Annotated in this window: 13 protein-coding genes; 2 read left to right on the plus strand and 11 right to left on the minus strand. The window is 65.0% G+C overall.

The features are described from left to right. Positions 1-2: 2 nt before the first annotated feature. The 4 genes from BJ994_RS09385 to clpS all read right to left on the minus strand — a co-directional run bounded on the left by BJ994_RS09385 (position 3) and on the right by clpS (position 2,674). Positions 3-794, minus strand: a complete 792-nt coding sequence (locus BJ994_RS09385; protein ID WP_167993590.1) for an MBL fold metallo-hydrolase — start codon at positions 792-794, stop codon at positions 3-5. After that, positions 791-1,729, minus strand: a complete 939-nt coding sequence (murI, locus tag BJ994_RS09390; protein WP_167993592.1) for a glutamate racemase — start codon at positions 1,727-1,729, stop codon at positions 791-793. Before murI ends, BJ994_RS09385 begins: the two co-directional genes overlap by 4 nt. A 68-nt stretch (positions 1,730-1,797) precedes the next feature. Continuing rightward, positions 1,798-2,358 (minus strand): DUF2017 family protein, encoded by a 561-nt coding sequence (locus BJ994_RS09395; protein ID WP_167993594.1) that lies wholly within the window; start codon positions 2,356-2,358, stop codon positions 1,798-1,800. A 10-nt stretch (positions 2,359-2,368) separates the two neighbouring features. Further along, positions 2,369-2,674: an ATP-dependent Clp protease adapter ClpS gene (gene clpS / locus BJ994_RS09400; RefSeq protein ID WP_167993596.1), complete on the minus strand. Its 306-nt coding sequence runs from the start codon at positions 2,672-2,674 to the stop codon at positions 2,369-2,371. Positions 2,675-2,764: 90 nt separating this feature from the next. Between clpS and BJ994_RS09405 the strand changes: the two genes are divergently transcribed. Together BJ994_RS09405 and BJ994_RS09410 are read left to right on the plus strand one after the other, a co-directional pair. Then, on the plus strand, positions 2,765-4,096 hold the full coding sequence (locus BJ994_RS09405; RefSeq protein ID WP_167993598.1) for a nicotinate phosphoribosyltransferase: 1,332 nt from the start codon (positions 2,765-2,767) through the stop codon (positions 4,094-4,096). Next, positions 4,093-4,716: an isochorismatase family protein gene (locus tag BJ994_RS09410; protein ID WP_167993600.1), complete on the plus strand. Its 624-nt coding sequence runs from the start codon at positions 4,093-4,095 to the stop codon at positions 4,714-4,716. The genes BJ994_RS09405 and BJ994_RS09410 overlap by 4 nt, the downstream gene beginning before the upstream one ends. A 42-nt stretch (positions 4,717-4,758) precedes the next feature. Here BJ994_RS09410 and BJ994_RS09415 read toward each other — a convergent pair whose 3' ends face one another. The 7 genes from BJ994_RS09415 to BJ994_RS09445 form a co-directional block, all read right to left on the minus strand. Continuing rightward, positions 4,759-6,546 carry a DEAD/DEAH box helicase family protein gene (locus BJ994_RS09415; protein WP_167993602.1) on the minus strand — a complete coding sequence of 596 codons (1,788 nt, stop codon included), beginning with the start codon at positions 6,544-6,546 and terminating at the stop codon, positions 4,759-4,761. 10 nt (positions 6,547-6,556) lie between these two features. Continuing rightward, positions 6,557-7,999, minus strand: coding sequence for an MFS transporter (locus BJ994_RS09420; RefSeq protein ID WP_167993604.1), 1,443 nt, complete (start codon positions 7,997-7,999; stop codon positions 6,557-6,559). 69 nt (positions 8,000-8,068) lie between these two features. After that, the gene (locus tag BJ994_RS09425; protein ID WP_245192279.1) at positions 8,069-8,365 is read right to left on the minus strand and encodes a DUF3039 domain-containing protein; all 297 of its coding nucleotides are present in this window, start codon (positions 8,363-8,365) and stop codon (positions 8,069-8,071) included. Positions 8,366-8,408: 43 nt separating this feature from the next. Further along, complete coding sequence (locus BJ994_RS09430; RefSeq protein ID WP_167993608.1) at positions 8,409-9,980, minus strand: transporter; 1,572 nt, start codon at positions 9,978-9,980, stop codon at positions 8,409-8,411. Next, on the minus strand, positions 9,962-10,768 hold the full coding sequence (locus BJ994_RS09435; protein ID WP_167993610.1) for an ABC transporter ATP-binding protein: 807 nt from the start codon (positions 10,766-10,768) through the stop codon (positions 9,962-9,964). The genes BJ994_RS09430 and BJ994_RS09435 overlap by 19 nt, the downstream gene beginning before the upstream one ends. 69 nt (positions 10,769-10,837) lie before the next feature. After that, positions 10,838-11,824 carry a tetratricopeptide repeat protein gene (locus BJ994_RS09440; protein ID WP_167993612.1) on the minus strand — a complete coding sequence of 329 codons (987 nt, stop codon included), beginning with the start codon at positions 11,822-11,824 and terminating at the stop codon, positions 10,838-10,840. A 42-nt stretch (positions 11,825-11,866) separates the two neighbouring features. Continuing rightward, positions 11,867-13,600 carry a DUF8094 domain-containing protein gene (locus BJ994_RS09445; RefSeq protein ID WP_167993614.1) on the minus strand — a complete coding sequence of 578 codons (1,734 nt, stop codon included), beginning with the start codon at positions 13,598-13,600 and terminating at the stop codon, positions 11,867-11,869. Between the last annotated feature and the right edge of the window lie 26 nt (positions 13,601-13,626).

The following is a 13,626-nucleotide window of genomic DNA, read 5'->3' on the forward strand; positions in this document are numbered from 1 at the left end:
GGTCAGACTGCGTAGGAGACGCCGGCTACCGCCACGGCGACGTCGCCGGCGTAACTGGTCCGGGCTTCCTCCATGGTCCGCACTGCGTCATTCCAGACCGGCAGGTGGGTGAGCAACAGACGCCGGGAAGCGGCAGCTGAGGCTACGTCGCCTGCGCGCTTACCGGTGAGGTGCACGCCGCGGATGGCGTCGTCGCGGCCTTCGTGGAACGCGGCTTCGCAGAGGAAGATGCTCGACCCGGCGGCTGCCTCGAGCAAACCTTCGCAGGCGTCCGTGTCGCCGGAATAGGTCAGAATCCGCTTCCCGCCGGGCGCATCGGGATCCGTCACCTCAACCCGCAGCGCATATGCCTCCTCGACGGGGTGCAGCACGGGGAAAGGAGTAATGGTGAACGGCCCCAGCGTCACGGGCGTGCGCGGCGCCCAGGAGTGAAACTCGAAGTCCTCGTGCATGCCCGGCTCGGGGTCCAGGCCATAGGCCGTTGCCATGCGGTCCGCCGTAGCGGCCGGGCCCCAGACCGGAATACGTGGCTGGTTCCATCCTTCCGGGTCCCAATGGACTGCGACATGGAGCCCGCAAAGGTCCATGCAATGGTCGGGATGCAGGTGGGTCAGGAAGATACCGTCAATATCCCTGAGGTCCATGTAGCGCTGCAGGGCACCGAGTGAGCCATTGCCCAGGTCCAGCAGGATCCGCCAGGTCTTGCCGTCTTCCTGCACCGTAATGAGGTAGCAGGAAGCAGGTGACTGCGGGCCGGGAAAGGAGCCGCTGCATCCGACGATGGTCAATTTCATCGCTGGGGTGTCCCGGGACCTGCATCCGCTCGCGCCGAGGAGATCATCTCCGGCGTGATGCGTGCCATGCTGCCTGTCGGGTACTGGGCGGCCACCCGGTCAACGTGCTCAACGCTCAGTACTTCCGGGCCGAGGAAGCGCCGCGCCAGCTCCTCGAACCTCGCGGCGTCGCCGGTTGCAACGAAATGGTGTCGCGGCGGTGTGGAGGCCGTACGCAGCAAATCGTGTGAGACGAGGGCTCGGTATACGTCTTTGGCGGTTTCCTCCGCGCTGGAGACCAGGGTGACGGAATCTCCCATGACGTAGGAAATCACGCCGGTGAGCAGAGGGTAGTGGGTACAGCCGAGAACGAGCGTGTCCACGTCCGCATCACGCAGGGGCGCAAGATAGCCTGCGGCGGTTTCCAGCAGGTCCGGGCCGGCGGTAATCCCGGCTTCGACAAACTCAACGAATGCCGGGCACGCCGCGGAAACTATCTCCAGATGCGGGGCCGCAGCGAAGGTGTCCTCGTATGCGCGCGAGCCGACGGTTGCGCTGGTCCCGATGACTCCTATACGGCCGGTGCGCGTCGACGCGACCGCTCTCCGGACCGCGGGCTGGATCACTTCGATCACCGGGATGCCGTAGCGCGCCGTGTAGCGTTCACGCGCATCGCGCAACACCGCTGCGGATGCGGAGTTGCAGGCAATGACCAACAGTTTGACGCCGGAATCGACGAGCTCATCCATCACTCCGAGCGCGTGGGCACGTACCTGCGCGATGGAAAGCGGCCCGTATGGGCCGTGGGCGGTGTCCCCGACATAGAGAACGGACTCCTGCGGCAACTGATCGATCACGGCACGGGCCACGGTCAGACCACCCACGCCGGAATCAAAAATGCCGATCGGCGCCTCCGTAGTCCGGAAGACGGCGTCGTCGGCAGCGGCAGAACTCATGATCCTTTGAGGATAGGACGCGCCGCCCCCATTAGCTAAGCGAGAGGGCGTGTCCTTGGTCACATCCCTCATCGATGAGCTGCGCCCAGGAGTGCCTGCATCAGCCCCTCCTGCAACCAGGTCACGAAGTTATAGACCAGCGCCAGATAGGATTCAAGGTCCTCCGCGTCCTTCAGATCGGCGATCTCATGCAAACGTGCCGCATCCTCATCCGTTTCGATCCGGAGCCGGTCCGCCAGGACCAGCCGCACGTCATTGAAGGCGCGGGCAAGCATCTGTGCTTGCTCGGGATTCAGGAGAACCTGGGGGTTCTCCAGCAGCAGCGCGGCTCCCCTCAGTGCGCCGACTTTGTCTTCCCTGAGCGAGCGCTCGGTGAGTCGCCGGAACTCGAGGGCCTCGGCGTCGTCGTTCCGCACCGCATCCGGCAGCAGCCGGCCAACCGCGCTGTCTTCAGGCTTGACGGCCTCTGAATCGAGTCCGACCATAGCCGCCAGCGGATCCTCGTTCTCGCGCACTTCGGGCTCGAGGAGCTGCACGACGTCGTCGAACAGGCGGCGTAACAGCCTCAGCTCCCCTGCCTCGAATTCACCGGCAATACCGCGCCGCGTTGCCTTGAATGCCTTCGCCACGTGCAGCTCCCTATGTGTCCGCTGTCTGGAAAGTGGCCCACAAACCGAATGAATGCATCGCCACGGTATCCCGTTCCGCCTGTTCGCGGGAGCCGGTGGAGACCACCGATCGGCCCTGCTCATGAACCTCGAGCATCAGCGTGCGGGCCTTCGCTTCGCTGTAACCGAAGTACGTCTGGAAGACGTACGTCACATAGCTCATGAGGTTCACCGGATCGTTCCACACAATCACAACCCACGGCACATCGGTACTCGTCAGGTGGTCAACGTCGGTTTCCTCACGCTGGTGGGTTTCGGGAACAACGCCAACACTCATGATCCCCATTGTAGGTCGGCGAACTGCCCCGACCTGAGCACCATGAAACCGGCGGTACTCATTGGCCGGACGCGGGGCTAGAGTTTTCGTGTGAGCCCCCATAGCACCTGGCAGCATCCCAACTCCGCGCTTTACACCGACCACTACGAGCTGACCATGCTGCAGGCTGCCCTGCATTCGGGGGCCGCGCACCGCACCTCGGTGTTTGAGGTCTTCACCCGTCGGCTTCCTGAGGGGCGGCGCTACGGCGTCGTTGCCGGCACCGGCAGGTTGCTTGAGGGGCTGCAGCACTTCCGCTTCGAAACCTCCCAGCTGGATGCGCTGGCAGCCGCGGAGGTGGTCGATGACGCCACGCTGGACTGGCTGTCCCGTTTCCGGTTCACCGGCAATATCTGGGGCTACGCAGAGGGCGAGGCGTACTTCCCGCACTCACCGATCCTCATTGTCGAGGGTAGTTTCGCGGAGGCGTGCATCCTGGAGACGTACCTGTTGTCCGTCCTGAACCACGACAGCGCCATCGCCTCCGCCGCTTCGCGCATGACCGGTGCCGCCGGCTCCCGGCCGTGCATCGAGATGGGGTCGCGCCGCACACAGGAGGAGTCCGCCGTGGCTGCGGCACGGGCCGCGATCATCGGCGGCTTCGCAAGCACGTCGAACCTGGAGGCCGGGCGACGCTACGGCATCCCCACCGTCGGGACCGCCGCCCACTCCTTCACGCTGCTCCACGACTCGGAACCCGAGGCATTCGCCGCCCAGGTGGCAGCGCTCGGCAAGGGGACCTCGCTGCTGGTGGACACATACGACGTCGAACGCGGCGTGCGCAATGCCGTTGCTGCGGGCGGGCCGGACCTCGGCGCCGTCCGGCTGGATTCCGGCGATCTGGTGGAACAGGCGCGATGGGTACGCCGGCTTCTGGATGATCTCGGCAACCACCAGACGCGCATCGTAGTCACCTCGGACCTTGACGAATACGCCATTGGCCTGCTGGCATCGGCGCCGGTGGACTCCTACGGCGTCGGAACGTCCCTGGTGACCGGCTCGGGAGCCCCAACTGCGGGCATGGTCTACAAGCTGGTGAGCCGCACGGACGATCACGGAGCATTCGTTTCAGTGGCCAAGACGGCCACGAACAAGGCATCCGTGGGCGGGCGGAAGTACGCGCTGCGACGGTTGGACCAGTCCGGGACCGCGGTTGCCGAAGTGATCGGCGTGGGCCGTGCACCGCACGACGACGGCAATGACCGTCCACTGCTGCAGCAGTTCGTCGCTGAGGGAGAAGTGCTGGAAGACTGGACCGGCCCTGAGGCTGTCCGTCTCGCCGCGGAGCGTCACCGGAACTCCATGGCGGAACTCCCCGGTTCCGTCATGCGTCTCCAACGTGGTGAACCCGCCATCCCCACCGAGTTCGAGGAGCTTCCATGACCCGCGCCCTGATTATTGTCGACGTGCAGAACGATTTCTGCGAGGGCGGGTCACTGCCTGTGTCCGGCGGCGCTGAAGTTTCCCAGTCCCTCAGCGACCACATCGACGCCGAAGCTGACCACTACGACTACATCATCGCCACTCAGGACTGGCACATCGACCCGGGTTCCCACTTCTCGGACGAGCCCGACTATGTGGACTCCTGGCCGGTTCACTGTGTCGCTGAGCAGGCGGGTTCACTGTTCCACCCCGACCTCGACACCGAGAGTTTCGACGCGGTATTCCGGAAAGGGCAGTATGAAGCTGCCTATTCCGGCTTCGAGGGCGTGCTCGCACCCGAGGACCAAGTGCCCACTGGCGAGCAGAAGCTGACGGCGGTGCCGGCAGCCCTGCCGGACGACGCCGTCTCGTTGGATGACTGGCTGCGCGACCGCGAAGTCGACGAGGTGGTCATTGCAGGCCTTGCGGCAGATTACTGCGTCCGGGCCACTGCGCTCGACGCCGTCGGCGCCGGTTACTCAACCTCAGTGCTGGTGGAATACACCCGTCCCGTCCACCCGGATCGCCTGGGTGAGGTACTGGTGGAACTGGAAGGTGCCGGCGTCGAACTGGTCGATTGACACGGAGTCCCGCCGGTTGACATCCAGGTAGCTCAGCTGTCCTCAGGTACGGCCAATGAACCAGTCCTGCAGCTTCTTCAACCGCCGCTGCAACTGTTCCTCATTGGCTTGGGCAACCGCCGGACCTCCGCACGCCTTCCGCAACTCGGTATGGACAACTCCATGCGGCATGCCTGAGCGCGCCGACCACGCCGCGACATTCTTCGCCAGCTGGCCGCGCAGTTCAGTGAGTTGCCGGTGGTCGACGACGGCGGGCGCTGCGGGTTCCTGCGCCACGGAGCCTGACTGAGCTGGCCGGCGTCGTGATTGTTGCTCCTGCTGCCGCTGGCGAAGAAGCACGCCCACCTGGTCGGCGTCCAGCAGGCCGGGAATTCCGAGGAAGTCCAGTTCCTCCTCGCTGCCCATCTCACCGCCCGTGCCGAACTCACCGCCGTCGAACAGGACTCGGTCGAAGGCCGCCTGCGACTCTAGGGCCTCGAACTTCTGCTTCGTCAGCTCATCGGAGGCCTTCTCTTCACGGTTGGCCGCCTCCATGAGCGCCTCTTCCGGTGCGAGGCCGTCTTCGTTGTTATCCGGCCGATCCAATGCGTGGTCACGCTCGACCTCCAGCTGGTTGGCCAGCAGCATGAGGTTCGGCACGGACGGCAGGAAGACCGACGCCGTTTCTCCGCGCCGGCGCGCACGAACGAAACGCCCTACCGCCTGCGCGAAGAACAGCGGCGTGGCCGTCGAGGTCGCGTACACGCCGACGGCCAGGCGCGGCACGTCAACGCCTTCTGACACCATGCGGACCGCCACCATCCAGCGGGTCTCGGACGCGGAGAAGTCCTCAATCTTCCCCGATGCCTTGGCATCATCGGAAAGGATGACGGTGGGCGATTCCCCGGTGATCTTCTTCAGCTGTCCGGCGTAGGCGCGGGCGTCCTCATGGTCTGTCGCGATGACCAGGCCGCCCGCGTCCGGAACCGTGCGCCGGACCTCCGTCAATCGACGGTCCGCCGCCGCGAGCACCGCAGGAATCCATTCGCCGTTCGGGTTCAGTGCGGTCCGCCAGGCCTGGGCTGTGATGTCCTTGGTCACCGCGGCTTCTCCGAGTGAGGCGGCCATCTCCTCGCCGGCACTGGTGCGCCAGCGCATCTGGCCGGAGTACGCCATGAAGATGACCGGACGGACCACGTGGTCGCGCAACGCGTCGCCGTACCCGTACGTGTAGTCGGAACGGGAGCGACGAATACCGTCGGCGTCTTCGGCGTACTCCACGAAGGGGATTGCCGCAGTGTCGGAACGGAACGGCGTACCGGTCAGCGCAAGGCGCCGGGTGGCCGGCTCGAAAGCCTCCCGGATACCGTCGCCCCAGGACAGAGCGTCGCCGCCGTGGTGGATCTCATCGAGGATTACCAGTGTTTTGGCGGCCTCGGTCTTCGCGCGGTGGAGCATCGGCTTGCTCGCGACCTGCGCATAGGTCACCGCGACGCCGATGAACCCCTGACCGTGGCGGCCGTCCGCGTTGCGGAAGTTGGGGTCGATGGATAGTCCGACGCGCGCGGCAGCATCCGACCATTGCCGCTTGAGGTGGTCCGTGGGAGCGACCACGACAATGCGGTTGACGATGCGCCGTTCCACCAGTTCCGTGGCAACGCGCAATGCGAACGTTGTCTTGCCCGCACCCGGCGTGGCGACGGCCAGGAAGTCCTGCGGAGAATCGGCGAAATACTTGGCGAGCGCTTCCTCCTGCCATTGGCGGAGCTTGGGTGCTGTACCCCACGCAGCGCGCTCCGGATAGGCGGGCGGCAGGGCCGGCGCGGTGCCGAACAGTGCGTTGTTGCTCACTTGTGTGGACTTACACCTTTCGCGGCTCGGCTACACCTGCTGGGAGGGCAGCCCGGTCACCCTGCGCAGCCCTCAACCCGGCCACTATACCGACAACCGCGAACACACACAGAGCCAACCAGATTGCAACAAAGACGGGCACCTGATCGGGGTCCGCAGGGTCCCGGAGCAGCGCGAACAATGCCCCGGCGCCCGCCGTTCCGATCACGCCGCCGAGCTGGTCGGAGAGCTGAAGCGCAGCCGAGTTCCGTCCCTGTTCCTCCGGCTTGGAAAGTTTCAAAACCAACACCGAGGTGCTGGAGAGAGTGAGGCCCATGGCGAAACCGGCTGCGCTCCACACAACCACCAACGCCCAGAACGGCACGCCGTCCAACGCCGTCAGCGCCAGAGACCCGATGCTGACGGACAGCAGCGAGGATCCGATCACCAGCAGCCACTGCCGTCGGAAGGTGACCCTCGCCTGCATGAACGAGCCCGCACTCCAGCCGATGGCAGCGGCGCTGAGAGTCAGGCCTGCCGTGGAGGCGTCCAGTCCGCGGGCGGAAACCAGCATGAGGGGGATGAATGCCTCGGCGCCGAAGAAGGCCACGGTGAGCAGGCCCCGGGTGGCAATGACGCTCGGCAGTCCGCGCGCAAGGCGCAAGGTACCGTGTGGCAGGAGCCGGGGAAGACTTGCCGCCGCAGCAACCATGCCCGCGATGCTGAGAAGTACGTAGAGCCATCCGGAGACCGGATCCGAAAATCCCGATGCTGCAACCCGGGTCAGGCCGAACTGCGCCGCGAACACGCCCCCCGCCAGCAGTACGCCCGTCACGGCGCTTCGGCGCGCGGCGGCGTCAAGCGCTCTTCTCGGTCCCGGAGCTTTCAGGCGCGCGGTACGAGGCCACACCAGCAGAAAGGCTGCGAGAACAACCGGTGCCACGCCCAGGAAGACCCACCGCCAGCTCGCCTCCTCCGCAAGGATGCCCGCAAGGTACGGTCCGATCAGGGAAGGGACCACCCATGCGGCAGCAAGCCAGCCGAAGACCACAGGCTGCATCCGTTGGGGATACGCCTGAGCGATGATCACGTACACGGCAACGATCATGAAACCGCCGCCCAGTCCCGAGACGGCGCGGCCGGAAGTCATCAGCCAGAACACCGGTGCGCTGCCGGAGATCAGCAGCCCGAGGACCATCAGGCCCATGCCGACGGCGAGGGCCGGGCGCGGGCCCCGCCGGTCGCACCACGATCCACCCAACACGCTGCCCAACAGCGAGGCCGTGAGGTACATCGAAAACGCCAGACCGTAACTGGCCACACCGTTCAGTTCCGACGCCACGGACGGCATCGCCGTGACCACCGCCATAGCCTCGAAGGCGGCACACGTGATGATGGCGATGACGCCGACGGTCAATGACCGCAGCGGGGCGGACATTGCTCCGCCGCGCGGTGGAGCGTCCCGTGCAGGCATGGCTTACCCCATCGGCAAGAAAGGCTTCCGCTGGGCTCATGGCTCAGCGGAAGCCGGAACAAGTTGGTTCTAGGAATCGTCTCCGGAACGCATGGAGTTATAGATTTCCTTGCACTCGGGGCAGACGGGGAACTTCTGTGGATCGCGCCCGGGTGTCCACACCTTCCCACAAAGGGCTATGACCGGCTCGCCGGAGAGCGCAGATTCCATGATCTTTTCCTTGCGCACATAGTGCGCAAACCGCTCCCGGTCGCCTGGCTCGACCTCCTCGCGAAGTTCCTCGCGTTCGATCGTTGCCGTGGAGGTCCCAGAGTCTCCGGGCATTCCGTGCGGGCTGTCGTCAAAAGGATCTGCTGGCGTGCTCATAGGGTCCATCCTACTGCCGGTGGGCAGTCCAAGGCGGTGCAGCTCACTTGTTCACGCTCACGGCCTGAAGCAGTTCGGGCCCCCGCCGGTCATACCACTTCCCACCGATCCGGATGCCCAGAATCAACGCCGTTGTACCCAGCAGGAGCCCTGCCGCAAGGGTCAGCCAGCCATACACCGCATGGCCGGAGACGACGTAAGCAATGGTGAGTGCGATCTCGGGGAGCAAAAGCAGAAGCAACACCATCCAGCCCAGCATCTGAATGGTGAACATAGAGAAGCTGGTGCCGGGCGGAGTCTTGAATGCGCTCTCGCCGGGCAGGGGAACGTTGTAGGTGTATCTCGCCGATACAACGCTTGAAAGCCCCGCGCCGGTCAGGAGCGCGCCCATGCTCAGCCCCAGCATCATCGGCAGGTCCTGCAGCGATCCGTTCAGCCAGAGTGGCACCACGGTGAACACGATGGTCACCGGCAAAGCGAACACGCCGAGCGCAAGCACCCTTCCCGCGCGGTCTGCCTTGCCGCTGACACCTGTGGAAAGGTGAGTCCAGAATGCGGTGTTGTCGTAGGAGATGTCAGCGGAGATCGACCAGGCCAGCAGGAACGCGGTGAGCGGACCCACATAGGTGAGCAGCGTCAAGTCGCCGGACTCGCGGTTGACGAACCACAGGATGATCGGCAGCAGCGGCACGATAACCACAGACGCCGCGTAGCGCGGATCGCGCACCCAGTAGATCAGGGCGCGGGCTGCGACCGCGCCGGTCGGCGTAGCGGGGAAGCGCGCGAACAACCCGAGATTGCCGGCACCCTTTCGCGACACGGAGTTGAAGGCTGGCGTCACCAGTGCATGGCTGAGGCTCTTCTGCCACAGCCAGCCCAGCACGGCGATGGTCAGCACCCCCATCACGAACCTTCCGAGCGCCAGTGGCACGTTTCCCGCTGCAATGTCCGCCGGAACTGCCCAGAAGACTCCAAGCGGTGTCCAGGCAAGAACATCCGCCAGTTGTCCGGCGAAGCCCGGCGAGCTTTGGAATCCGGCGGTAATTCCAGCAATGATCGGGCCGAGAAGGATTAGCGGAATGATGGCGACGGTCGAGCTGAGGTCCTTGAACTTGCGCGAAGACGCAAGCGCGGTACCCGCAGTTGTCACCAGCCGCGATCCGACAATGCACAGAAGAACCGCGCCCACTGCGCACACCGCCGCTGCCAGCGCAGCAAGCGGAAAGCGGATCCAGGTGGCGACCAGTGTCAGCGAAGCGATCAGGGTGACCACCCCGGGGATACCGACCACTGCCCCGATGGTCAGCCCGGCAATCAGCTGGCGCATCGGTACCGCGAAGGTCACGAAGCGTGCCGGATCCAGCGTCATGTCGACGCCGGCGGCCACCAGCGGGATCACGAGCCACCCAAGCACAGTGACCGAACCCCCGATGACGACGACGGTGCGCACGAGTTCGGGGTCCGCGGACCCCAGGGCGATCAGGCCCGCCACCACGAGACCCAGCAGTCCGAGGCCGTAGAGACTTCCGAGGATCACCCCGACAAGCTGCCAGGTGCTGCGCTTCAGTGAGTTCCGCAGCAGTGTGAGTTTGAGCCTTACAAGGTGCGCAACCATGCCAACCCCTCCGCGGTGTTCCTGCCGCCGACCAGTTCAACGAAGCGGTCCTCAAGGCTGGCTTCTCCACGGACGGCATCCACTGTTCCGGCGGCGAGCACTGTCCCCGCCGCGATCACGGCGACGTGGTCGCACATGCGCTGCACCAGGTCCATGACGTGGCTTGAGACGATAACGGTTCCGCCGGAGGCGACATAACTCGACAGGATGTCGCGGATGTTCGCGGCAGATACCGGGTCCACCGACTCGAACGGTTCATCCAGGACCAGAAGACGCGGCGCGTGGATGAGCGCGGACGCCAGAGCAATCTTCTTGGTCATGCCTGCCGAGTAATCGACCACCAGGGTGCCGGCGTCGTTGGTCAGATCGAGCGCACGCAACAGGTCACCTACCCTGGAAGTCACCTCCTCGCGGTCCATTCCGCGCAGCAGTCCCGCATAGGTGACCAGTTGCTCCCCCGTGAGTCGGTCGAAGAGCCGCACGCCGTCCGGCAGGATGCCCATCAGCTTCTTCGCCTTGAGCGGGTTCTGCCAGACGTCGACGCCGTGCACCCACGCCTGCCCGTTTTCGGGACGAAGAAGACCCGTGGCCATTGACAGCGTGGTGGTTTTTCCTGCTCCGTTTGGTCCCACAAGCCCGTAGAAGGAACCTACCGGAACGTCCAGGTCGATGCCGTTGACCGCAATCTTGTCACCGAAGCGTTTGGCGAGGCCGCGCAGTGCGAGCGCGGACCGGCCCGCCACTGTGTCCCGGTCGGACGAATCTGGCGCAACAGGTTGGGAAGTCATGATTCCACGCTAGCAACTGAGCCAGCACAGGTTCCTCATCCGAAAGGACTAAAACCCGTCCCCTGATCTTTAGAAAAGTGCCCTCGCGAGCGCGCTGCGCGCCTTCACTACCCGCGGGTCGCTGGGGCCCACGATGTCGAACAACGCCAGAAGGCGAAGACGGGCAGCTTCACGGTCTTCGCCGGCGGAACGGGCGATGAATCCCGTGAGCCTGCTGAAGGCGTCCTCGACGTGCCCTCCCGAGAGATCGAGATCCGCGACCGCCAACTGCGCTTCCACCGACTCGGGGGACTCGGCTGCGGCACCGCGCAGCGCCGTACCATCAGCATTTTCGAGGCGCTGCATCAGTTCCACCTGTGCAAGGCCGGCCTTCGCGTCGGCGTCGGACGGCTGTTCGGCCAGCGCCTTCCGGTAAGCTGCTGCCGCAGCGGCGTAGTCGCCGGACTCGATGGCATCGAACGCTTCCTGGTGGAGCGGCGGCAGCGGAGCTTCGGAGGGCTCTTCCTCAGGCGCAGCTCCGTTCTCCGGTGCGTCATTGAGCGAGCCCGTGACCCCGTTTGCCTGCGCCACCTTCAGCAGCTCGTCCACGTAGGACCGAATCTGAGCTTCCGCGAGCGGACCCTCGAAAAGGGGTACCGGCTGGCCCTTGAGCACGGCGACGACGGTAGGGACGCCCTGAGCCTGGAACGCCTGCGCAATTCCGGGCTGGGAATCGAAGTCCACACGGGCGAGCAGAACCGAGCCGGCCTGCTCCACAGCGATCGTTTCGAGGACGGAAATGACCTGCGAGGACTGGTCGCTCCAGGACGCGCCGAGCGCCACAATCACCGGGACCTGGGCCGAAAGCTGGACGAGCTGCGGGAACACCTGCTCGGTGACATCGACAATATACGGGCTGGCGGTTTCACCTGCACCAGAAGCGCCGCCGGGCGCTTCGGTGCCGGAATCCTGCGCACCCTTCGACTGCGCGCGTGCCTTGAGCGCGGACAGATCCACAGCGCCGCGCAGATTCATCGACGACGGCGCCGCGCCGCCCGGGGAGTTTGGGATAGTCATGGTTTCACCTTATTACTGGATCAATAAGTGCGGATGGCAGGCTTAGCGCAGCTCCGCCGAGAGCAGTTGCTGGGCAGCGCCGATCACGGTGATTCGCTCTTCGCTGTCAGCGGCAGGAACATGCATCATCACGGCTTCACCGTAGCGGACATCTATCCCCTCCTCTGTGGAGTTCTCTCCGGTCAGGGTCTCGTAGACCGTTCCGTCAAGCGCAATCGAGTCTCCCGGCCCTTCGGGAACACTGCTGTAGGTGTGGTTGAGGTAACCGAAGACCATCGCACCGCCGTCGCCGGTGGAAATCGCCCGCGTATTCTCCGGGGCTGCCTCGTGGGTGAACGTGATCTCAGCGGAGTCATTCCCAGCATCTGCCACCACATCGGACTGGAAGGACGTAATGGCGTCGGCGAATGAGTTCGGTTCGAACGTCTCCGCGTTGTCCCCGTCGGGGTTGGTGAGGTAGTTGGCGATCGCTGAAACGGCGTCCTGCGGAGATACCGCAAGGCTGCCGGCTTCATCGACAGGCAATTCCTCGAGACCCTCAGGTGATCCCTTGGTGGGGAACGTTGTGCCCGGAAGCATCTGGATCGACGAGGTCATCCGATAGTTGGACCGCGGGTCTTCCTGGACAAGCACCAATGCCTGCGGCACGGGGTTCGATTCGCCCTGGGTCAGCGCAACGACGGTGCGCGGCCATTCGTTCCCGGTCGGGATCATGCTGGTCAGTACCGGTTCTGCGGCTACCGGCGTTGGAGCCGTTACGTCGTCGGCCTGTGAACGCACCGAATAGTTCGCTCCCCGCAGCGTGGCGGCTGCTCCGGCGACGCGGGGTTCGAGCAGGGTGGCATCCGCGGCGGCGTCAGCTTCGGCGACCGTGGTCGCGACAGACTCGAGGATGCGGTTCAGTTGATTTTCGAGGACCACCGGGTATTCGGCCGCGCCCCCGGTCCCGGCATCTTCAGGTGTCTCGGCTGTCTCGGCTGTCTCGGCTGCTTCGGTGGCGGACGGCGCGGGAGTCGCAGTTTCCGCGGCGTGTGCGATCCCGCTCCCCGACAGTCCGAGCACGACCGCAAAAGCCAGGGCCAGGGGTCTACGGGCCGGCAGCTTAGCGAAAGTACGCCTGGAGTCGCGGCGGCGGTTCTGCGCTCTGGCATGGGCTCGCGAACCGACGGTAGCCGGCCGTCGTCGCCCTCCCCCGGGCTTGATGAACGCGACGGCGATGCCCAACACCAGCAGGAGGGCTCCGATAATCATCAGCGGGACCGCCCAAGGGGTGGCTGTGTCGTTTGGACTCGTAATGGAAATCGCAGTCGGTGCCGGAGCCTCACCGTCTGCCGCGATGAGAATGGACCACTCCCCCTCGCCGGGGTTCAGCCAACGGTGCGTGAGGCTGCCCTCGGCCGTCTCCTCACTTGTCCAGAGATCAGCGCCGCTGGGATTAGGCACGGTTTCTTCGCCGTCGGTGAACTCAGTCAACAGTTCATCTTCGCCCACTCCGGTCACGGCCAGGTGCGCGGCGCCACCCACCCAGGCGTCGACGTCGTTCGCCCGGCCCACCGCGAGGGTGAAGGGACCCTCCGATTCAACCGTAATGTCCACTTCGTCGGCGTCCGGTGCCTTGGCTCCGGCGTCGATGACGGTTACGGGACCGCTCTGGACATCCTGTGGAACGGAAACCGTCACTGTCTCCGGCGGCGCCCACCAGGTGAGCTGGCCAATGCCCAGCAGGACCAGCAGGGCGCCGATCACCATGACGGGAGCAGCAATTGGGAAGCGCACTAAAGAACCTATCGTTGGGTTTGGAA

It is taken from the genome of Arthrobacter pigmenti, assembly GCF_011927905.1.
Classification (GTDB): Bacteria; Actinomycetota; Actinomycetes; order Actinomycetales; family Micrococcaceae; genus Arthrobacter_D; species Arthrobacter_D pigmenti.